This is a genomic window from Burkholderia sp. Z1 (genome assembly GCF_014893795.1).
Taxonomy (GTDB): Bacteria; Pseudomonadota; Gammaproteobacteria; order Burkholderiales; family Burkholderiaceae; genus Burkholderia; species Burkholderia theae.
Window position 1 is genome coordinate 2,605,477 of the sequence record NZ_JACFYL010000001.1, and the last position, 20,331, is coordinate 2,625,807.

17 protein-coding genes and 1 tRNA gene are annotated in these 20,331 nt (G+C 67.2%); 6 read left to right on the forward strand and 12 right to left on the reverse strand.

Annotation, left to right across the window (positions count from 1 at the left end; translation table 11 throughout):
- Positions 1 to 69: 69 nt before the first annotated feature.
- The 3 genes from H3H55_RS12015 to H3H55_RS12025 all read left to right on the forward strand — a co-directional run bounded on the left by H3H55_RS12015 (position 70) and on the right by H3H55_RS12025 (position 3,906).
- Positions 70 to 1,257, forward strand: a complete 1,188-nt coding sequence (locus tag H3H55_RS12015) for a helix-turn-helix transcriptional regulator (protein ID WP_193098724.1) — start codon at positions 70 to 72, stop codon at positions 1,255 to 1,257.
- A gap of 245 nt (positions 1,258 to 1,502) precedes the next feature.
- Positions 1,503 to 2,870, forward strand: coding sequence for an MFS transporter (locus tag H3H55_RS12020; protein WP_193098725.1), 1,368 nt, complete (start codon positions 1,503 to 1,505; stop codon positions 2,868 to 2,870).
- Positions 2,857 to 3,906, forward strand: a complete 1,050-nt coding sequence (locus H3H55_RS12025) for a lactonase family protein (protein WP_193098726.1) — start codon at positions 2,857 to 2,859, stop codon at positions 3,904 to 3,906. Before H3H55_RS12020 ends, H3H55_RS12025 begins: the two co-directional genes overlap by 14 nt.
- A 60-nt stretch (positions 3,907 to 3,966) precedes the next feature.
- Here H3H55_RS12025 and H3H55_RS12030 read toward each other — a convergent pair whose 3' ends face one another.
- Positions 3,967 to 5,004, reverse strand: coding sequence for an AraC family transcriptional regulator (locus H3H55_RS12030; RefSeq protein WP_193098727.1), 1,038 nt, complete (start codon positions 5,002 to 5,004; stop codon positions 3,967 to 3,969).
- A 226-nt stretch (positions 5,005 to 5,230) separates the two neighbouring features.
- On the opposite strand from H3H55_RS12030, the gene H3H55_RS12035 reads away from it, so the two are divergent.
- A complete protein-coding gene (locus tag H3H55_RS12035) occupies positions 5,231 to 6,340 on the forward strand; it encodes a fatty acid desaturase (protein WP_193098728.1) in 1,110 nt (369 codons plus the stop codon).
- 43 nt (positions 6,341 to 6,383) lie between these two features.
- Here H3H55_RS12035 and H3H55_RS12040 read toward each other — a convergent pair whose 3' ends face one another.
- The 8 genes from H3H55_RS12040 to H3H55_RS12075 form a co-directional block, all read right to left on the reverse strand.
- A complete protein-coding gene (locus H3H55_RS12040) occupies positions 6,384 to 7,004 on the reverse strand; it encodes an HAD family hydrolase (protein ID WP_193098729.1) in 621 nt (206 codons plus the stop codon).
- Between the two features lie 133 nt (positions 7,005 to 7,137).
- Positions 7,138 to 8,004: a hypothetical protein gene (locus H3H55_RS12045; protein WP_193098730.1), complete on the reverse strand. Its 867-nt coding sequence runs from the start codon at positions 8,002 to 8,004 to the stop codon at positions 7,138 to 7,140.
- A 51-nt stretch (positions 8,005 to 8,055) separates the two neighbouring features.
- On the reverse strand, positions 8,056 to 8,712 hold the full coding sequence (locus H3H55_RS12050; protein ID WP_193098731.1) for a TerD family protein: 657 nt from the start codon (positions 8,710 to 8,712) through the stop codon (positions 8,056 to 8,058).
- Positions 8,713 to 8,804: 92 nt separating this feature from the next.
- Positions 8,805 to 9,821: a DUF475 domain-containing protein gene (locus H3H55_RS12055; protein WP_048248870.1), complete on the reverse strand. Its 1,017-nt coding sequence runs from the start codon at positions 9,819 to 9,821 to the stop codon at positions 8,805 to 8,807.
- A gap of 43 nt (positions 9,822 to 9,864) precedes the next feature.
- A complete protein-coding gene (locus H3H55_RS12060; protein ID WP_193098732.1) occupies positions 9,865 to 10,611 on the reverse strand; it encodes a VWA domain-containing protein in 747 nt (248 codons plus the stop codon).
- A 10-nt stretch (positions 10,612 to 10,621) separates the two neighbouring features.
- The gene (locus H3H55_RS12065) at positions 10,622 to 11,710 is read right to left on the reverse strand and encodes a toxic anion resistance protein (RefSeq protein WP_129512560.1); all 1,089 of its coding nucleotides are present in this window, start codon (positions 11,708 to 11,710) and stop codon (positions 10,622 to 10,624) included.
- Positions 11,711 to 12,063: 353 nt separating this feature from the next.
- On the reverse strand, positions 12,064 to 12,480 hold the full coding sequence (locus tag H3H55_RS12070; RefSeq protein WP_193098733.1) for a hypothetical protein: 417 nt from the start codon (positions 12,478 to 12,480) through the stop codon (positions 12,064 to 12,066).
- A 7-nt stretch (positions 12,481 to 12,487) separates the two neighbouring features.
- Positions 12,488 to 13,117 carry a LysE family translocator gene (locus tag H3H55_RS12075; RefSeq protein WP_193098734.1) on the reverse strand — a complete coding sequence of 210 codons (630 nt, stop codon included), beginning with the start codon at positions 13,115 to 13,117 and terminating at the stop codon, positions 12,488 to 12,490.
- A gap of 347 nt (positions 13,118 to 13,464) precedes the next feature.
- Between H3H55_RS12075 and H3H55_RS12080 the strand changes: the two genes are divergently transcribed.
- Together H3H55_RS12080 and H3H55_RS12085 are read left to right on the forward strand one after the other, a co-directional pair.
- Positions 13,465 to 15,651: a TonB-dependent receptor gene (locus H3H55_RS12080; RefSeq protein ID WP_193098735.1), complete on the forward strand. Its 2,187-nt coding sequence runs from the start codon at positions 13,465 to 13,467 to the stop codon at positions 15,649 to 15,651.
- A gap of 57 nt (positions 15,652 to 15,708) precedes the next feature.
- Positions 15,709 to 15,799, forward strand: a tRNA-Ser gene (locus H3H55_RS12085).
- Positions 15,800 to 15,886: 87 nt separating this feature from the next.
- On the opposite strand, the gene H3H55_RS12090 is transcribed toward H3H55_RS12085, so the two are convergent.
- The 3 genes from H3H55_RS12090 to acs form a co-directional block, all read right to left on the reverse strand.
- Entirely contained in the window at positions 15,887 to 17,902 is a 2,016-nt protein-coding gene (locus tag H3H55_RS12090) for a sodium:solute symporter family protein (RefSeq protein ID WP_193098736.1), read from the reverse strand.
- 3 nt (positions 17,903 to 17,905) lie between these two features.
- Positions 17,906 to 18,250 carry a DUF4212 domain-containing protein gene (locus tag H3H55_RS12095; protein ID WP_129512565.1) on the reverse strand — a complete coding sequence of 115 codons (345 nt, stop codon included), beginning with the start codon at positions 18,248 to 18,250 and terminating at the stop codon, positions 17,906 to 17,908.
- An 85-nt stretch (positions 18,251 to 18,335) separates the two neighbouring features.
- On the reverse strand, positions 18,336 to 20,318 hold the full coding sequence (acs, locus tag H3H55_RS12100) for an acetate--CoA ligase (RefSeq protein ID WP_193098737.1): 1,983 nt from the start codon (positions 20,316 to 20,318) through the stop codon (positions 18,336 to 18,338).
- Between the last annotated feature and the right edge of the window lie 13 nt (positions 20,319 to 20,331).

A 20,331-nucleotide genomic window follows, 5' to 3' on the forward strand; every position in this document is an offset into this window, starting at 1 on the left:
GACGCGGGCCGCCGGCCGGCCGGTATGCTGGTCCGGGAACACTTCATCCGGACCAAGGAGAACACGAGCATGCGGATCGCGCTGGCACCCGACGATACGGCCGCGCACGACGGTTTCGACGACGCCGCGTGGACGGCGCGCGAACTCAGCGCGTGGCTCGGGCTCGTCTATCAGGGGCCGTCGGAAGCCACGCCGTGGGCCGGCTTTCTCGAAGCGATCCGCGTGCGGCTCGACGCGAGCTTCACGACGCTCGTGCTGCGCAATCCGGGCGGCTCGCGGCACGGGCTCATCATCAACGCATCGACACACGGGCCGCTGCTGCCCGGCGAGCCGTCGTACAGCGAGCAGTTCTACGCGCTGTGTCCGTTTCTCGACCACCCGCCCGGCCAGGTCTTCACCGCCGACCGGCTGTTCGGCGAAACCACGTGGCGCACGCACGATTTCTACCGGCAATACCTGCAGCCGCTCGACCTGCGCTACATCCTCGGCGCGAACCTGCGCGGCGAACGCGGCGTCGAGTGCGCGTTCTTCGTGAGCCGTGCGCACGGCGGGCGCGATTTCGACGCGGCCGAGCGCGCGCAGGTCGCGACGCTGCTGCCGCACCTGCAGCGGGCGGTCGAGCTGCACGCGGCGTTCGACGTGCTCGATGCCGAACGCGCGCTGTACGCGGGCACCGTCGACCGGCTCGATGTCGGCACCGCGATCGTCGACGAGGACGGCCGCGTGATCAAGCGCAACCGCATCGCGGAGCGGCTGATCGAGCAGCAGGACGGGCTGTGCGTACGCCAGGAGCGGCTTCATGCATCGTGCCCGCTCGACGAGCGCCGGTTGCAGAAGGCGCTGCAGGCCGCGCTCGAGCATTTCCGCGCGGGCGCGCTCGCGCGCATCGAAGCCACCACGCTGTCGCGCCCCGGCGGCGCGATGCCGTTGAGCGTGCTGCTGCGCCCGCTCGCGCCGTACCGCGGCGCCGAGGACCGCCAGCACCGGCCGGCCGTCGCCGTGTTCGTCCGCGATCCGGCAGCGTCGCCGCAGACGTCGCGCGACATGCTGCACCGGCTGTTCCGGCTCACGCCGATGGAAACCGAAATCGCGCTGCTGCTCGTCGACGGGCTGACGCTCGACGAAGCGGCCGCCGCGACGGGCATCACGAAGAACACCGCCCGCGCGCACCTGCGCGGCATCTTCGCGAAAACGGGCGCGACGCGGCAGGCCGTGCTCGTGAAGACGCTGCTCAACAGCGTCGTGTCGATGGCGTAGCGGGCGGCGACCGGGTGCCCGACGATCGACGTTATCTCAATTCATGTCATACGTCATCAGACATGACTAAATCGAGCATCAGCCTCGTGACATTCCCCAATATTTGCATTATTTCCGGGTAAACCCGCGACGTCTTTACCGGTACTCAGGCGTACCATGTCATACGACGACATACTACATCGATCGCCACCCAGATGCCGACGCGGATTGCAGCCCCGTCCGCCGCCGCCCGACCGGAGACACCCTTGAACCCGCCCTCGCCCGCCCTGCCCGGACGCGACCCGCTCGCGTCCGCCGTCTCGAAAGTGAAATGGCATGTGCTGCCGCTCGTGCTGATCATGTTCATCGCGAACTACATCGACCGCGTGAACGTCGGTTTCGTCGATCGCCACCTCGAAGCGTCGATCGGGATCGGCGCGGCCGCGTACGGGCTCGGCGCCGGGCTGTTCTTCGTCGGCTACGCGCTGTTCGAAGTGCCGTCCAACCTGCTGATGCAGCGCTACGGCGCACGCGTGTGGCTCGCGCGGATCATGGCGACGTGGGGCATCGTCGCGGCCGCGATGGCGTTCGTGTGGAACGACACGTCGTTCTACGCATTGCGCTTCCTGCTCGGCGTGGCCGAGGCCGGCTTCTTCCCCGGCGTCGTGCTGTACCTGTCGCAATGGCTGCCGCCGCAGGAGCGCGGCAAGGCGATGGCGATCTTCCTCGGCGGCTCCGCGTTCGCGTCGGTGCTGTCCGGGCCCGTCACGGGCGCGCTGCTGTCGATCCGCGGCTTCGGCCTCGAAGGCTGGCAGTGGATGTTCCTGATCGAAGGGTTGTTCTCCGTCGCGCTGTGCGGCGCGAGCTGGCTGCTGCTGAAATCGCATATCCGCGACGCGACGTGGCTCACGGCCGAAGAACGCGCGGCGCTCGAACACGCGCTCGACGAGGAGCGCGCGACGCGCGACGTGCGCTCGAGCGTGCCGGTGCGCGGCACCGCGCTGCTGCGCGATCCGCAGATCATGCTGTTCTGCTTCCTGTACTTCTCGATCCAGCTGACGATCTACGCGGCCACGTTCTGGCTGCCGACGATCATCCGCAAGATGGGCGGCCTCACCGATTTCCAGGTTGGCCTCTACAACACGATTCCGTGGATGATCGCGATCGGCGCGATGTACGGCTTCGCGGTGCTGTCGTCGAAGTGGAAGCATCCGCAGCGCTGGCTCGCATTCGCGCTCGTGCTCGCCGCGTGCGGGCTGTTCGCGTCGACGTCGCACGATCCGGTGTGGTCGTTCGCGTCAATCTGCTTCGCCGCGCTCGGCTTCAAGGCCGCGTCGTCGCTGTTCTGGCCGATCCCGCAGGGTTATCTCGACACACGCGTGGCCGCGGCCGTGATCGCGCTGATCAACTCGGTCGGCAACCTGGGCGGCTTCGTCGCGCCGACGGCTTTCGGCTATCTGAAGCAACATACGGGTTCGATCACGGGCGGGCTGTATGCGCTCGCGATCGCGTCCCTCGTCGCCGCGGTCGCCGCGCTGTTCGCGCGCACGCACCGGCGCAACGATCCACCGCGCGGCCTGCCGGCCGACGCGTCCTTCACGAACGCTTCGATGCTCCGCCATGCCGAACACTGACCGCCTGACCGTCGTCGTCTCGAACGCCACCGACGCCGACCTCGCCACGTTCTCCCTTGCGGCCGACGGCACGCTCGCGCCGCTCGCCCGCTATCCGGCCGCCGACGTCGCGATGCCGATCGCCGTGCAGGCCGACCGCGCGCGGCTTTACGTCGCGACGCGCGGCGAACAGCCGACGATCGTCGCGTTCCGGGTCGTCCCCGCCACGGGCGCACTCGCGCGCATCGGCACGACCGCGATCGACGCGAGCCACGCGTACCTGTCGCTCGACCGCAGCGGCCGCTGGCTGCTCGGCGCGTCGTACGGCGGCAATTCGCTGAGCCTCTATGACGCCGCGCGCGTGCGAGACGGCGACGGCACACCGCTGCAGGTGGCCGGCGGCATCGCGAACGCGCACGCGGTGATCGTGTCGCCGGATAACCGTTTCGCGTACGTCAGCTCGCTCGGCTCGGACCGCGTGTTCAGCTTCGCGCTCGTCGAGGACGCGGCCGGCCTGCGCGCGCTCGAACACGGCGAAACGCGCGTGCCGGCCGGCTTCGGCCCGCGTCATCTGCGCTTCGCGCGCGACGGCCACGCGCTGGTCGTCGTCAGCGAATTCCAGGGCACGCTCGCGACGTTCGCACGCGATCCCGACAGCGGCCGGCTCAGCGATGCGCATGTGAGCGCACCCCACCCGGCCGTCGCCGAACTCGCACAAGGTCACGCGCGACCGCCCGCGCCCGCCGCCCCGTCCGTGTGGGCCGCCGATCTCCACCTGACGCCCGACGAGCGTTTCGCGTATGTCAGCGAACGCACATCGAGCCGGCTGCTCTGCTATCGCCGCACCGCCGACAACACGTTCGAGCCTGCGCATGCGACCGCCACCGAGACCCAGCCGCGCGGGTTCGCGATCGATCCGTCGGGGCGCTGGCTCGTCGCATGCGGCGAACAGTCGGAACACGTGTCGGTGTATGCGATCGCGCCGGCCGACGGTGCGCTGTCGCTGCACGCGCGCGTGCCGGGCGGCCGCGGTGCGAACTGGGTCGCGATCGTCTGACAATGCAGCGCCTGCGCGGAATCCGGCAGGCGCGCCGCGAAGGCCGGTGCCTTCCCGCGTTCAGCGCCGCTCGCTCGGCGCAACGCCCGTCCAGCGCTTGAACGCGCGCGTGAAATTGGCGCGGTCCGTATAACCGACGCGCGCCGCGATCTCGTCGACCGGCAGGCGCGTGCCCTCGAGCAGCCGCAGCGCGTCGCGCAGCCGGATCTCGTCGAGCAGCGTCGAATAGGTCGCGCCGTGCTCCGCGAGCTTGCGCTTGAGCGTGCGTGCCGACACATGCAGCTCGCGCGCGATGTCGTCGACCGACGGATAACCGCCATCGCCGCAGATCAGCAGATTGCGCACGCGCTCGACGATGCTCTCCGCATAACCGAGCCGCGCGAGTTCGGCCTCGCACTGCTGGACGATCATCTGCGCGGTCTGCGCGTTCGCGGTGCCGATCGGCTCGTCGAGCAGCGCGGCGTCGCAGCGGATGCGGTTCGCGCGCGCGTCGAAATGGCAGCGCGGCAACCGCGCGCGGTAACGCTCGAACCACGGCGGCTCGGGCCATTCGAAGTGGAGTTCGGCGCGCGACTGCAACGCGCTCCCCTGCGCCGGATACAGCAGCGAATTGAACAGGATCGCGGTCTCGACCAGGAAGTTCTCGACCGCGAACTGGCGCAGCCGGCCGAGCGGAAATGCTTCGAGCACGTCGATGTCGACGATCCCGTCGAGCTGCGCGAGCCGCACCGAGAAGAACGGCACGCGCGTCGGCAGATAGCGGATGCCGAGCGCGATCGCCTCGCCGAGCGTCGCGCAGCTCATCAGCCCGAAACCGATCAGTCCCGCTTTCGTCAGGCTGCTGCGCAGGCCGATCTCGATCGCGATCGACGGGTCGTCCGTCGCGTCGAGCAGGTTGAACACGATCGCCGCCTGTTGCAGCGGCGTGATGCGCGCATCGGGTTGCGCGAGCCGCTCGCGCTCGACGCCCGAGCCCGCGAGAATGCGGCCGCCGTCGATGCCGCGTTCCTCGGCCAGCATCAGCATGAACAGCGCATACGCGGACGACACCGTCGCCTTGTTCAACTGGCGCGCGGCATCCGGGACGGACAGGACCATGCGGCGGACTCCGGAGCGGTTTCGGCGGATTGTAGCGTCGCTGGCCCGCAATGACACCGCGGCGGCACTCTAGCCGCGCGGCGCGGCAACGAGCGGCCGTGCGTCGGCCAGCATGGCCCGAAATGACACCACCATTGGCACCCGCGGCCCTCGCGTGCGGTCCGGCGCGCGCCTATGCTTGTCACATCGGCATAACGCCCCACTCTTTCCGCACGGATTCCGGTCGATGAGCCAACCCGCACGAACCGCATTTCGCCACGACGCGGACAAGGTCGCGTACGTCCGCCGCGAGGTCAACGCCGCGAGCGACGCGATCCGCGCGCGCTTTCCGCTGCTCGACAACCAGAACCTCGTCGGCGCGACCGTGATGGCCGCCTCGGTCGCCGCGATGCTCGCGATCGCGTGGCTGTATGCGCGCGGCGCGATCGCGTGGTACGTCGCGCTGCCGCTGGCCGCGTTCGTCACGTCGCTGATCCACGAGCTCGAGCACGACCTGATCCACCTGATGTACTTCAAGAAGACGCCGTGGGCCTATCACCTGATGATGGCGCTGTGCTGGCTCACGCGGCCCGGCACGATCAACCCGTGGACGCGGCGGCGCATGCACCTGCATCACCACAAGGTGTCGGGCGGCGAATCGGATCTCGAGGAATTCGGCATCACCAACGGCGAGCGCTGGGGCGTGAAGCGCCTGCTGATGATCGCGGACGGCATGCTGGCCGTCGTGCTGCGGCCGGCCGCGATGCGTCGCAAGGTGAAACAGTATGTCGCCGCGCAGCCGGTGCAGGATGCGGCCGAACGCGTGCAGCTGCGTGTCGAGCAGGTGTCGTCGTACATGCCAGTCGGTCACGTGTATTACGCGCTGTGGCACGCGTTCATCGTCTATCACGTCGGCCTGTTCGCGCTGCATGCGTTCGGCTACGCGGTGACGGTGCCAGCCCTCGTCGAGCGCGCAATGAACGTCGTCGATTTTCTCGCGGTGGTATGGCTCGGGCCGAACTTCGTGCGCAGCTTCTGCATCAACTTCGTCAGCTCGAACATGCATTACTTTGGCGACATCGATTCGCGCAACGTGATCCAGCAGACCCAGGTGCTCAACCCGTGGTGGATGCTGCCGTTCCAGCTGTTCTGCTTCAATTTCGGCAGCACGCACGCGATCCATCACTTCGTGGTGCGCGATCCGTTCTACATCCGGCAGCTGACCGCGCGCACCGCGCATGCGGCACTGCGTGAAGTGGGCGTGCGCTTCAACGACGTCGGCACGTTCGCGCGCGCGAATCGCTGGGGTGCCTATCGCTCGCCGCGCGGCGAGCGCCGCATGCAGGCCGACGCGTAACGCGGGCGTCCGGCGGCACGCTGCGCCGCGCCACCGCGGTCCATCAATCGCCGATCGGCGGCATCGCCCCCTGCCCGCGAATCCACGACCAGTTCGCGAGCTCGGCCATTTCCTTGTCGCCGCGGCTGTCGCCATACGCGAACAACTGCTTCGGCGGCCGGTTGCCCCACCACCCGCGCAGCCGCACGACCTTCTGCGGCCCCCAGCAGTTCTCGCCGTCGAGCCGCCCGGCGAACGTGCCGCGCTCGAACGCAAGCCGCGTTGCGAGCACCGCATCGAAGCCGGCCGTCTTCGCCCACTTCTCCAGATACAGCGACGGCGACGCGCTGACCAGTACGACTTCATGCCCGCGCGCCTGATGCTCGCGAATGCGCTCGAGCATTTCCGGACGCACGAAGCGCGGCAGGTACGTGTCGACGAACGTGCGTGCCTGCGCGTCGAGTGCATCCTCGCGGATCGGCCCGAACGCGAACGACGCGAACTTCGCTTTCGCTTCGCCGCGCGACAGCAGCCCGGCCTTCATCGCGACGATCCACGGCAGCGCGCGCAGCCCGGCCCATGCGAAACGCGGCGTGCCGACCGCATAGCGGACGAAATGGCGGAAGCTGTCGGTAGTCGTGATGGTGCCGTCGAAATCGAATGCGGCGACGATGCGGTCAGTCATGGAGAATCGGCGGGAAAGCGATGAGATGCCCGGGAAGATAGCAGACTCGCGTCCGCGCGCGAGAAATGGCGTGAAGTGATGCGCTCAAAGCAACGAACCCGCGCGCCGCAGCACCCGGGTTCGTGCCGTTCGCTCAGCGCTGCGGCCGCGCCGCCAGCGCAGCGGGCAGCACGACGTTCATCAGGTGGTCGGCGCGCGACATCAGGTCGGTCACGCGTTCGTCGAGCCCGCGCAGTTGCGCGGGTTGCATCCGGATCTGCTGGACGGCCTGCCCGACGATGTTGCGGCGGTCGAACAACGTGCGCTCGACACCCGCGTCGTCCGGCACGTGCACGACGTCCGCCACCGCGCTCAACGCCGCGAGCACGACCACGAGGTTTTCTTCCGCATGGCGGACCTTCGCGGCGAGTTCCTCGGTGCGGCGCGGGAAGAAACCGAGCGACTGCTTGAGCGCGCCGAGCGCCGCGCGGTAGTCGACATGGCCCGACGCTCCGCCGAACCAGCGTTCGAACATGCCGGCCTTGCGCGTCGCCTGCGCGAGCATCCCGGCCATCATGTCGGCCGCGCCGAGTTCGTTGAATTCGCGCGTCGTCGCCGCGACGGCTTCGACGAGGTTGCCCGCCGTCTCCAACGCACCGTCGCCGATCGTCGCGACCGTCGCGAGCTTGAGCGGCACCAGTTGCCGGATATGCCGCTCGATACGCGGCGCGTAGTCGGGATAGAGATTCTGAAAGCTGGCTTGCGCGGCGCGGAAGCACGCGTCGAGCTGCGGGTGATTCGATTCGCCGAACAACGCACGGCCGAGCGCATCGGCCGGCGCCGCGCGTTCGGCCTTGTCAGCCGCCGGCCCGAAGTCGAGCGCCTGCGGCGCCGCTCGTTCGGGCACACGCGCGGCCGGCGCGCCGCCCGCAGGCGGCGCGTCGAACGCAAGACGCCCGGGCGTGCGCTCGGGCGTCGTATCGAACTCGAGCCGCTGCGGCTCGTCGGACGGATTCGTCATCGCTGCATCCTGCCTAGCGCGGCGGTGTCCCGCACGCCGGGCCGCGGCCAGTCAGACCGCGCCGCCGTAGGCGCGCACGAAGTCGCCGAGGCCGCGGTTGTAGCCGGCGCCGACTGCCTTGAACATGAAGTGACCGTCGCGGCGATAGAAGCTGCCGACCTGCACCGACGTCTCCATCGAGAAGTCTTCCTCGAGCGCGTACTTCGCGATCACCGCGCCCGACACCTCGTCGGCGATCTGGATATAGCTGTTGCGAACCTGGCCGAAATTCTGGCGGCGCGCTTCGGCCTGGTCGATCGTGACGACCACCGAGATTTCCTCGATATCGGCCGCGAGCTTCGTCATGTCGATGAAGATCACTTCGTCGTCGCCGTCGCCGCTGCCCGTGCGGTTGTCGCCGCTATGCACGACGCCCATGCACTTCGACGCGGGCATCCCGCGCTTCGGGAAGTCGTCGCCCGGCTGGATGAAGGTTTCCTTGCGCTCCATCGTGCGCACTTCGCTGTTGTAGAACACGAAGTGCTGATCCGAGATCAGCCTCGGATTGCTCTGCGCGTCGTACTTGCACAGGAACACCGACACGTCGAGATCGAAATCCGTGCCCGTGTCCGTCGAGTTCGCGTCCCAACCGAGACCGATGCGGAATTTCTGCGTGCCGGGCGCTTCCTTCGACAGGTTGACGCGACCGCCTTTCGACAAATTGATCATCTGAACCTCTTCTGCTGGAACCGCCGTTGCGCCGGCGGTCATGCCGGGCCGCCCTGCGCGGCCCCTCGTTGATGGTGTCCGTGCCGCGCGCGTTACTCGCTCGCCACCGCGGTCCGGTCTTCCCTGCGTTGCACGACGATCGACGACCACACGGCCGCCGCGATCATCGCCGCGCCGATCAGGCCCGTGACGACCTCGGGCACCTCGAACTTCACGCCGAGGAACATGATCGTTGCGAGCGCACCGATCGCCCAGAACGCGCCGTGTTCGAGAAAGCGATATTGCGCGAGCGTGCCCTTCTTCAGCAGCACGAGCGTCATCTCCCGGATATAGGCCGCGCCGACGCCGAGGCCAAGCGCGATCAGGAAGATGTTGTTCGACAGCGCGAATGCGCCGATCACGCCGTCGAAGCTGAACGACGAATCGAGCACTTCGAGATACATGAAACCCGCAACGCCTTCGCGCACCACACGCGTGCCGGTCTCCCCGCCGCCGACCAGGTCGCCCACGCCGTGCGCGATCACGAAGCCGATCACGCCGAACGCGCCCGCGAGCAGGAAGCTGACCTGCTCGGCCGCCGGCACGTAGAACGACGCGACGATCACGATCGCGAGCGTCAGCGCCACTTCCAGCGCCGTGATGCGGCCGAGATGGCGCATCGGGCCTTCGAGGAAGCCGATCCAGTGCTCGTCCTTCTCGGTGTCGAGCATGAACTTGAAGAACACCATCAGCAGGAACGCGCCGCCGAACGCCGATACCTGATGATGCGCGGACGTCAGCACCGCCGCGTACTTCTCGGGCGATTCGATCGCGAGCGTCAGCGCGTCCCACAGGCCGATGTGGCCGATCACCGCGACGATCAGCAGCGGGAACACGAGGCGCATGCCGAACACGGCGACCGGCAGGCCGAACACCATGAAGCGGTTGCGCCACTTCTCGGACCAGTTCTTCAGCACGGAGGCGTTGACGACCGCGTTGTCGAGCGACAGCGAGATTTCGAGCACGGACAGGACCGCGACGATCAGCATGTCCTTCACGCCGCCGAGGAGATAGGCCGCGACCAGCGCGAGCACCGTGAGCGACAGCGGGATCTTGAAGTCTTTCAACATGATGGGGGTATCGAGTTCTGGAAAAGAGGCGTGCGGGCCGCGCTTACTTCGCGCGCACCCAGTCGCAGAATTCCTGCGTGATCAGTTGTTCGTAGATCTGTTCGTCGCTGACGTCGAGCGATTCGAGATGCAGGAAACCGACGTTCGGCATCTCGTCCGCGACTTCCGCGAGGAAGCCGAATTCGCTCGGATCGCCGACGCCGACCAGCGACCAGTACAGCGGGAAGTGCTGCGACTCGGCCAGCAGCTGGCGCACGCGCTTGCGGTCGTTCTTCGGGTTCTGGCCGTCGGTGACGAACAGCACCCAGGCAGGCAGATGGCCGTTCACCGGTGCGGATTCGGCCGGTGCGGGTGCTTCGTCCGCGCCGCCGAACAGCCGGCTCAGGAAGCCGCGCTTCGCTTCGCGCTGCGGCTGCGGCTCCGGCGCGCGGAAGAAGAAGTCGACGATGTCGTTCATCACCGGCGCGTACTGCGTGCCGCCCCACTTGTCGATCCGGGCTTCGAGCACGTGGTCGGAAATGTACGAGCCGTAGTTGTCCGGCGTCGCGGTCGGCAGGCGGTCGTAGCCTTCGGTGAAGGTCCACGTGTCGACTTCGCCGTTGTCGTCGAACTTCAGTGCGATGCCGAGGATCCGGTCGTGCGTGTCCTGGATCACGCCCGACTGATACAGCGGCTTCGCGGAGCCCGAGATGTCGAGCGCCGCGCCGACGCGCACGACGGGCGGCTTCAGGATCTGGCGTTTTTCGAGGACGATCGCGACCTTCGCCGCGCGTTTCTCAAGCGTAATCATGCGGTGTTCCTCAAGCGTGCTTCGGAGCGAATCGGGTGATCAGGTCCTGTTCGAGCTGGCGCAGGCGCGGTGCGTCCTGGTCGCGCTGGCGCTTGCCGTCGGCGATGATCTGCGTGATGTCGTCGAACGCGCCGAACAGCTGCTGCTGCGCGTATTCGAACGTGTCGGTCGAGATCACCGGGCGCTGGCCGAGCTTCGCGACTTCCTGCGCGTTCTGGCGGTTCAGGTCGGCCTGCGCGCGAATCGCCTCGTCGGCCGCGTCGTACGTCGCGTTCGCGAGCGCCGCCGCGCGCTTCGTGCTGAGCTGCTCGAGGTAGAGCGCGAACGCATTGGTCCACGCGGGGATCAGCACGGTCTTGATCGTCATGAACTTCGACGTCAGCGTGCGTTTCTGGTCCTGCTCCATCCGGATCTGCGGCGCGAGCTGCTTCGACATCAGCATCGCGCGGTCGAGGTCGTCGAGCTTGCTTTCGAGCGCGTCGACCTTGCGCTTCACGTCGAGCAGGCGTTGCGCGCCGAACGCGTCGTCCACCTGCTGCTGGCCCGCCGCGAGATGCGCGCGCAGCGTCGCGAGCGCAGTTTCGCCGTGCGCCTTCGACTGCGCGAGCGCCTGGTGCAGCGCGTAGTTGTCGTTGTACATCCGCTCGAGTTCGTCGATACCGGCCTTCTGGCGCTGCGCATGGCTCTCGAGCTCGACGACGAGCGTGTCCATCCGCTTGCTCACCGACTCGTATTGCGACAGCAGCTTCTCCTTGGTCGAGCGGAACAGCCGCGTGACCTGCGTGAGCAGCCCGCCCTTGTCGGCGCCGCGCGGGTCGAGCCCCTTCGCGGTCGCGATCAGTTCGTTGAGCTTGTCGCCGAACTGGTCGGCATCCGACGCGCGGACGCTCGCGAGAATCTGCTGGGAAAAGGCGGCGATCCGAGTGCCCTGCGTCGCGCCAAGCTGGTCGATCTCGTCGACGGTGATCAGGCGCGCGTGCTCCATCGGCTGCGCTGCCGGCACGACGGCGGCGGCAGGCACTGCGACGGGTGACAAAGACGGGGTGGAAGGACGATCGCTGACCGCATCGGATTTCTTGTCGTCGAATAGCGGCTTCATGTGGCTACCACGTTTCCTTTTCTGCTTTTTGCTACGTGTTGTCGTGCGCGCGAGGCGCGCATCCGCGATAACCGCCGTGCTCTCTCACGGGCGGCAGACGGACAATAAATGGCACGGCCGCATTACGTCAAGCGACGCAATTCTTTCAATTACCATTCATTCTGTAATGAAGCGTGTGACCGCGATGCCAGCCCGTCGTCACTCATGCCGCCATGCGCGTTGGCCGCGTAAGGTTCGGACGCATCCAAACTTACATGTCTGATCAATGCGAAAGAAAAATGAAATCGCCGGTATTGGCGCATTTCAGACACCGCGCATGGGCGGCCGCGAGGCTCGCGATCGCCGATCGCGCGCTATCGATCCTGCACGCGATTCATGCCGAGCCGACGCAGGACGAACGGCACGGAGCGGTCACGAATCGTGAAGTCCCATCGTCCGTCGATGCCCACGAACGTCGCGCTGAAATGCCGGTCGTCGGCCCATGAGATGTCGTCCAGATGGCACGACGCATACATCGCGCCGACCGTGCGTTGCGCGCACACCTTCAGCGGATCCTTCGACACGAGCGTGAAGGTGACGGCCTCTTCGAACGGGCAGTCGTAGTCGGTGACGAGCAGATAGGCGGCCGGCGTTTCGAACTGGCGCAGCAGCACGTAGCCGGAAATGGCGAGGCCGCAACGCACGTCGTCCACGAGCACATGCGTGCGTGACGGCCACGCTTCGTACGGACCGTCGTGCGTTTCGAGCGTAAAGCGCTCGACCGGCTTCATCGCCGCGTCAGTTCGCGGCCTTGCGATACAGCGCGACGTACCCCGCGAGCATCAGCAGCAGCGACCCGCTCACGCGGTTCAGCCACTTCTCCCCCGCCGCTTTCCACACCCGCACCGAATGCACGCCAAGCAGCGCGTAGCCGGTCATCCCGATGACGTCGATCGCGACGATCGTCGCCGCGAGGATCGCGTATTGCGGCGCGATCGCGTGCGACCGGTCGACGAACTGCGGCAGCAGCGCGGACATGAACAAGTAGTACTTCGGGTTGCTCATCGCGACGAAAAAACTCTTCAGGAAGGCGGTCCGGCGATCGGGTGTCGGGGGCTCGAGTTCCTCGGCCACGGCGGACCGGCCGCTCGACATCAGCATCCGGATGCCGACATACGCGAGCCACGCCGCACCGAGCAGCTTCAGCGTCACGAACGCCGTTTCGGATGCGTCGAGCAGCACGCCGAGGCCGAGCCCGACCAGTGCGACGAGCACGACGTCGGCCGTGACGGCGCCGAGCATGCCGACCATCGCGTGACGCAATCCATAGCGCGAACCGTTGCTCATCGCGAGCAACACCGTCGGGCCAGGCGTCGCGACGCCGACGGACAGGATCAGGGCAAATGCGAGCAAGGCGGAGAGCGACATGGCGTGGCGTTCCTTCTGAAAGCGGCCGTGCGAACGGTTGGCATCGTCTATCTCGGCCGTGCGGGCCGCAGCCGGCGCGCCCGGTTTGCTACGACGAATGTGAACGGCCAATGATCGCACGCATCGTCCCGATGCCGCTCGGCCGCTGTGCAGTGCCGATCGCGCACGGCGATCGCCCGTCATCCCAGATAGTGACGCCCCAATTTTGTAAACGACAATCATTCGCGTTTACGTTAGACTCCGCCGCTCGATAAAAACACGTCCGCGACAGCACGGACGCGTCACGCCGCCCGGATTCCGACTTGCCGCCCTGGGATGGATCACCGACTACCTCCGATTTGCGTCCCATGTCGACACTTTCGATACCCGTCCGGCGTCTCACGCCGATTGCATTCGGCATTGCGCTCGCCTGCACGCTCCCTGCCGCCGCGCGTGCCCAGCAGCCCGCCCCCGGCGCCAGCGTCAGCGCTTCGCCCGACGGCGCCGTGCTGCCGTCGATCAACGTGACCGGCGCCGCCGAGCCGCTGCCCGGCGACCTCGCGCCGACCTACGCGGGCGGCCAGGTCGCGCGCGGCGCAGATTTCGGCGTGCTCGGCCGGCAAAAGGCGAGCGACGTGCCGTTCAGCATGACCACCTACACGTCGAAACTGATCGAGGATCAGCAGGCGCGCACGCTCGCCGACGTGCTCGACAACGATCCGGCCGTGCGCAGCGCGTCCGGGTACGGAAACTTTTCGCAGGTGTTCGTCATCCGCGGCTTCCAGCTCGCCGGCGACGACGTGTCGCTGAACGGCCTGAACGGCGTCACGCCGCGCCAGCTCGTCGAAACCGACGCGGTCGAACGCGTCGACGTGTTCAAGGGCGCGAATGCGTTCCTGAACGGCGCATCGCCGAACGGCTCGGCGGTCGGCGGCGGCGTGAACCTGCAGTTGAAGCGCGCGGACGACAAGCCGCTCACGCGCGTCACCGTCGACGGCGAGGTGTCCGGCTCGTTCGGCACGCATGTCGACATCGGGCGCCGCTTCGGCAGCGAAGGCCAGTTTGGCGTGCGCGTGAACCAGTCGATCCGCGGCGGCGACACGGCCGTCGACGACGAGCGCCGCCGCAGCAACGTGACGGCCGTGTCGCTCGACTGGCGCGGCGACAAGCTGCGCCTGTACGGCGACTTCCTGTATCAGCGGCAGCGCATCGACAACGGCCGCCCCATCGTGCTGATCAGCGGCAACCAGTTGCCGGCCGTGCCGTCCGCGACGCACAACTATGCGCAGCCGTGGAGCTTCAGCGAGCTCGAGGACACGGTCGGGATCGTGCGCGCCGAATACGATTTCCTGCCCGCGTGGACGGCCTATGTGTCGGCCGGCGCGCGTCATACGAACGAGCACGGCGATTACTACACGCCGACCTACTCGTCGTCCGGCACGACCGGCTCGCGCCTGAGCGTGCCGCACAAGGAAGATGCGCAGTCAACCGAAGCCGGCGTGCGCGGCCGCTTCACGACCGGCCCCGTGTCGCATTTCGTGACGGCCGGCGCGTCGTTCATCCGCATCGACAGCCAGTCCGCGTACACGATGTCGAACGCGTTTCCGACGACGCTCTACGATCCGGCGCCGGTCGCTTTCCCGCCGACTGCCTTCGCGGGCGGCAACATGGACGATCCGGGCACGGTCACCAGGACCTGGCTGCGCAGCTTCGCCGTATCCGACACGCTCGGCTTCCTCGACGACCGCGTATTGTTCACGATCGGCGCGCGCCGCCAGTCGATCTCGGTCGACGACTTCAGCTACACGGGTGCGGCCACCGCGACCTACAGCGACGCGATCACGACGCCGGTATTCGGTCTCGTCGTGAAGCCGTGGCGCAACGTGTCGATCTTCGCGAACCGCAGCGAGGCGCTCGCGCAGGGCGAAACCGCGCCGAGCACCGCGCGCAACGCGGGCCAGGCACTGTCGCCGTTCCGCTCGAAGCAATACGAAGCCGGCATCCGCTACGACACCGACAAGTACGGCGCGTCGCTCGCGCTGTTCCAGATCGAGAAGCCGATGGCGTACACCGATCCGGCATCGAACCTGTTCGGCGCCAACGGCACGCAGCGGCACCGCGGCATCGAGACGGCCGTGTACGGCGAACCATGGAAAGGCGTGCGGCTGATCGCGGGCGCGACCTACCTCAATGCAACGCTGCAGAACACCGCGGGCGGCGCCAACGACGGCAACCGGCCGATCGGCGTGCCGTCGTTCCTGTTCAACGCGGGCGCCGAATACGACGTGCCGATGCTGCACGGCCTCACGCTGACCGCGCGCTGGATCCACACGGGGCCGCAGTATCTGGACGTCGCGAACACGATGTCGATCCACGCGTGGGACCGCGTCGACCTCGGCGCGCGCTACGCGACGGAACTGTTCGGCAGGAAGACGACGTTCCGCGCAAACGTGCGCAACGTCGCGAACAAGTCGTACTGGTCATCGACGATCGGCGGGTATCTGACGCAGGGCGATCCGCGCTCGGTGTGGCTGTCGATGACGACGGATTTCTGACGTCAGCGGAAGGGAGTGGCGGGCCGCCACCAGAGTTTGCTATACTCTCGCTCTTCCGGAGAGATGGATGAGTGGTTTAAGTCGCACGCCTGGAAAGCGTGTATAGGTTAATCGCCTATCGGGGGTTCGAATCCCCCTCTCTCCGCCAGAACGCATGAAGCCCCTTGATTTCCCGGAAATCAAGGGGCTTTTCCTTTTGGCGCGCCGACACGTCCCTATCCGCCCGCCGCCCGCGTCACGGATGCCTGATGTAATCCACCAACGCCCGCGTGTACTCATCCGGCCGCCGATCGCACAGACTCACCACGATCGCCACCGCAAACCCCGCCGGCACGCCGAACACGCCCGAACTGATCGGCTCGATCCCGAACCACGTGCGCCCTGCGAACCCCGTCAGCTGCGTGAAGTACGGATAGGTCGACACGATGTAATACACGCACACCGCGAGCCCCGTCACCATCCCGGCGATCGCGCCGCGCGTCGTCGTGCGCTTCCAGAACACGCCGAGCACCAGCACCGGAAAAAAACTCGATGCCGCGAGCGAGAACGCGGCGCCGACGAGGAACAGGATCTTCCCCGTATTGAGCGACGCGACATACGACGCGAACAGCGCGACGCCAAGCAGCAACACCTTCGAGATCGTCACGCGCCGCTGGCTCGACGCATCAGGCGCGACCATGCAGTAATAGACGTCATGCGACAGCGCGTTCGCGATCGTCAGCAGCAGCCCGTCCGCGGTCGACAGCGCGGCGGCCAGCGCACCGGCCGCGATCAGTCCCGACACGACATACGGCAGCCCCGCAATCTCCGGCGCGGCCAGCACGACCATGTCCGGCTGCATCTGGATTTCCGACCAGTGCACGATGCCGTCGCGTATCACCTCGACAACGCTGATCAGGTCCGGTTCGAAGTGGTGCCATTGCGTGACCCACGCCGGTAATTCGGCGAATGGCCGCCCGACGAGGTTCGCGAGGATCTCGTACTTGATCAGCACCGCGAGCACCGGCACGCTGAGATAAAACAACGCGATGAAGAACAGCGTCCAGCCGACCGAACGCCGTGCCGACGCGACCGACGTGGTCGTGTTATAGCGCGTCAGGATGTGCGGCAGGCTCGCGGTGCCGAGCGACAGGCACAGCAGCAACGCGAGGAAATTCCGCTCGCGCGGCTTGCGCTCGTCGTCGCTCGCGGCGGGAAACGGCTCGTGCATCGGCACGGGCGGCTCGGCACGGGCAAGCAGGTCGTCACGCGCCTGCGTCCACGCGACGCGCGCCGCCGCCGGATCGCGCGGGAAGTCGGCCAGCTCGCGCTCGCGCTGGCTGATCTCGCGCAGCGGCCCGTTGTGGCGCCGCAGGTCGGCGAGCTGGTCGGCAAGATGCCTGCGTGCGTCCGCATAGGACGCCGGCAGCCGGTCGAGCCGTGTCTGGATGTCCGCGGCTTGCCGGCGGTACGCGTCGCGCACCTGCTGCTCCCCGGACGCATCGCGCACCTGCGCCTCGCGCGCCGCGACGCGCTCCATCAGCTTGCCGTAACTGAACTGCGGCACGGGACCGAGCCCGTTCTTCATCGCGATCAGCGACACCGGAATCAGGATCGCGCTGATCAGGATGATGTACTGCGCGACCTGCGTCCACGTAACCGCACGCATCCCGCCGAGAAACGAACACACGAGAATGCCCGCGAGCCCGCAGAAGATCCCGATCGCGAAATCGACGCCGATGAAGCGCGTCGCGATCAGGCCGATTCCCTGGATCTGCGCGACCAGATACACGAACGAACACAGGATCGCCGCGCCGGCCGCCAGCGCGCGCACGGCGGTGCTCGAAAAGCGCGTGCCGAGAAAATCGGGAATCGTGTAGCGCGCGAGCTTGCGCACGTAAGGCGCGAGCAGGAAGGCAACGAGGCAGAACCCGCCGGTCCAGCCCATCACGTACGCCAGCGCGTCGTAGCCGGTGGAATAAAGCGATCCGGCCAGGCCGATGAACGACGCGGCCGACAGCCAGTCGGCCGCCGTCGCCATCCCGTTGAACGCGGACGGTACGCGCCGCCCGGCCACGTAGTACTCGACGAGATCGGACGTGCGCGACAGCAGCCCGATCACCGCATAAACGGCGATCGGCACGAACAGGAACACGTAGCCGATCCAGACGCCGGAGCCGGTCGCGCGCTCGATCCGCCACATCAGCAGCACGAACCCGAGAAACCCCAGCGTGTAGAGCGCGTACGCGCGTATCAGTCGATGCGTCAGCATGAATCAGCGCCCGCCGTGTGCGTTGGCGGTGCGCGCCGCATGGTCGTCATACGCGCGACGCAGTGTGCGGTCCGCGCGTTGCATCAGCCCGATGTAGACGACGATCAGCACGAGATACACGAGAATCGCACCCTGCGCGCCGACATAGAACGGCAGGCTGAAACCCGCGAAGCGGACACCCGCGAGCGCGGGCGCGAAGAACGGCACGACGAACGACACCGTGAAGCCGATCGCCATCAGCACCACGATCAGCGCGACGTTGAAACGCCAGTAGCGCGCGTGGGCACGCGCGAGCGGTTCGGGAACGGGCGGTGGCGCAGCGGGCGCGGGACGGGTCGGAACGGTCATGCCGTTATGTAGCAAAAAGCCCCTGCGCGGACAATCGGGATTGCCGCGCAGGGGCTCGTGCGCGCGTGGCGCAACGCAGGTGCGATCAGCGCACTTCGGTGAGCTGGTCGAGGATCGCCGGGTTCTCGAGCGTGGACGTGTCCTGCGTGATCGCCTCGCCCTTCGCGAGCGAGCGCAGCAGGCGCCGCATGATCTTGCCCGAACGCGTCTTCGGCAGGTTGTCGCCGAACCGGATGTCCTTCGGCTTCGCGATCGGACCGATCTGCTTGCCGACCCAGTCGCGCAACGTCTTCGCGAGCGCCGCGGCTTCCTCGCCTTCCGGACGCGAACGCTTCAGCACCACGAACGCGACCACGGCCTCGCCCGTCGTGTCGTCCGGGCGGCCGACCACGGCCGCCTCGGCGACGAGCTCGTGCGAAACCAGCGCCGACTCGATCTCCATCGTGCCGAGCCGGTGGCCCGACACGTTCAGCACGTCGTCGATCCGGCCCATGATCGTGAAGTAGCCGGTGTCCTTGTCGCGCACGGTGCCGTCGCCGGCGAGATACAGCCGGCCACCGAGTTCCTCGGGGTAGTAGCTCTTCTTGAAGCGCTCCGGGTCACCCCAGATCGTGCGGATCATCGCGGGCCACGGGCGCTTGACGACGAGGATGCCGCCCTGCCCGTTCGGCACGTCCTGGCCCGTCTCGTCGACCACCGCGGCCATGATGCCCGGCAGCGGCAGCGTGCACGAACCGGGCACGGTCGGCGTCGCGCCCGGCAGCGGCGTGATCATGTGGCCGCCCGTCTCGGTCTGCCACCACGTGTCGACGATCGGGCAGCGCTCCTGGCCGACGTGCTTGTGATACCACATCCATGCTTCCGGATTGATCGGCTCGCCGACCGTGCCGATGATGCGCAGGCTCGACAGGTCATGGCTCTTCGGATGCACCTTGTCGTCGGCTTCGGCCGCCTTGATCAGCGAACGGATCGCGGTCGGTGCGGTGTAGAACACGGTGACCTTGTGATCGCCGATCATCTTCCAGAAGCGGCCGGCGTCCGGATAGGTCGGCACGCCCTCGAACACGACCTGCGTGCCGCCGCACGCGAGCGGGCCGTAGGTGATGTACGTGTGGCCGGTGACCCAGCCGATGTCGGCCGTGCACCAGAACACGTCGGTCGGTTTCCAGTCGAAGGTCCACTTCATCGTCTGCGCGGCCCACAGCAGGTAGCCGCCCGTGCTGTGCTGCACGCCCTTCGGCTTGCCGGTCGAGCCCGACGTATACAGGATGAACAGCGGATGCTCGGCGCCGACCCAGGCCGGTTCGCATTGGTCGGACTCGCCGTCCGACAGTTCGTGCATCCACAGGTCGCGGTCCGCATGCCAGTCGATCTTGCCGCCGGTGCGGCGATAGACGATCACGCTCTTCACCGCTTCGCAGCCGCCCAGCGCGATCGCCTCGTCGGCGATGCTCTTGAGCGGCAGCGTCTTGCCGCCGCGCGCCTGCTCGTCGGCCGTGATCAGCGCCACCGCGCCGACGTCGACGAGCCGCTCGTTCAGCGATTTCGCGGAGAAGCCGCCGAACACGACCGAGTGCGTCGCGCCGATGCGCGCGCAGGCCTGCATCGCGACGATGCCTTCGATCGACATCGGAATATAGATGACCACGCGATCGCCCTTGCCGATCCCGCGTTTCTTCAGCGCATTCGCGAAGCGCGACACGCGCGCCAGCAGATCCGCATAGGTGACGCGCGTGACGGTGCCGTCGTCGGCCTCGAAGATCACCGCGACGCGCTCGCCGTTGCCGGCCTCGACGTGCCGGTCGAGGCAGTTGTACGACGCGTTCAGCTCGCCGTCTTCAAACCACTTGTAGAACGGCGCGTTGCTCTCGTCGAGCACCTTCGTGAACGGCTTGTGCCACGCGAGGCCCTCGCGCGCGAGACGCGCCCAGAAGCCTTCGTAATCGGCCTCGGCCTCGGCGGCGAGCGCGCGATAGGCCGGCATGCCGGAAATGGTTGCCGCCTTCTCGAGCGCTGCGGGCGGCGCAAACTGACGGGTTTCGTGAAGAACCGATTCAATCGCAGACATCGACTACCCCTTG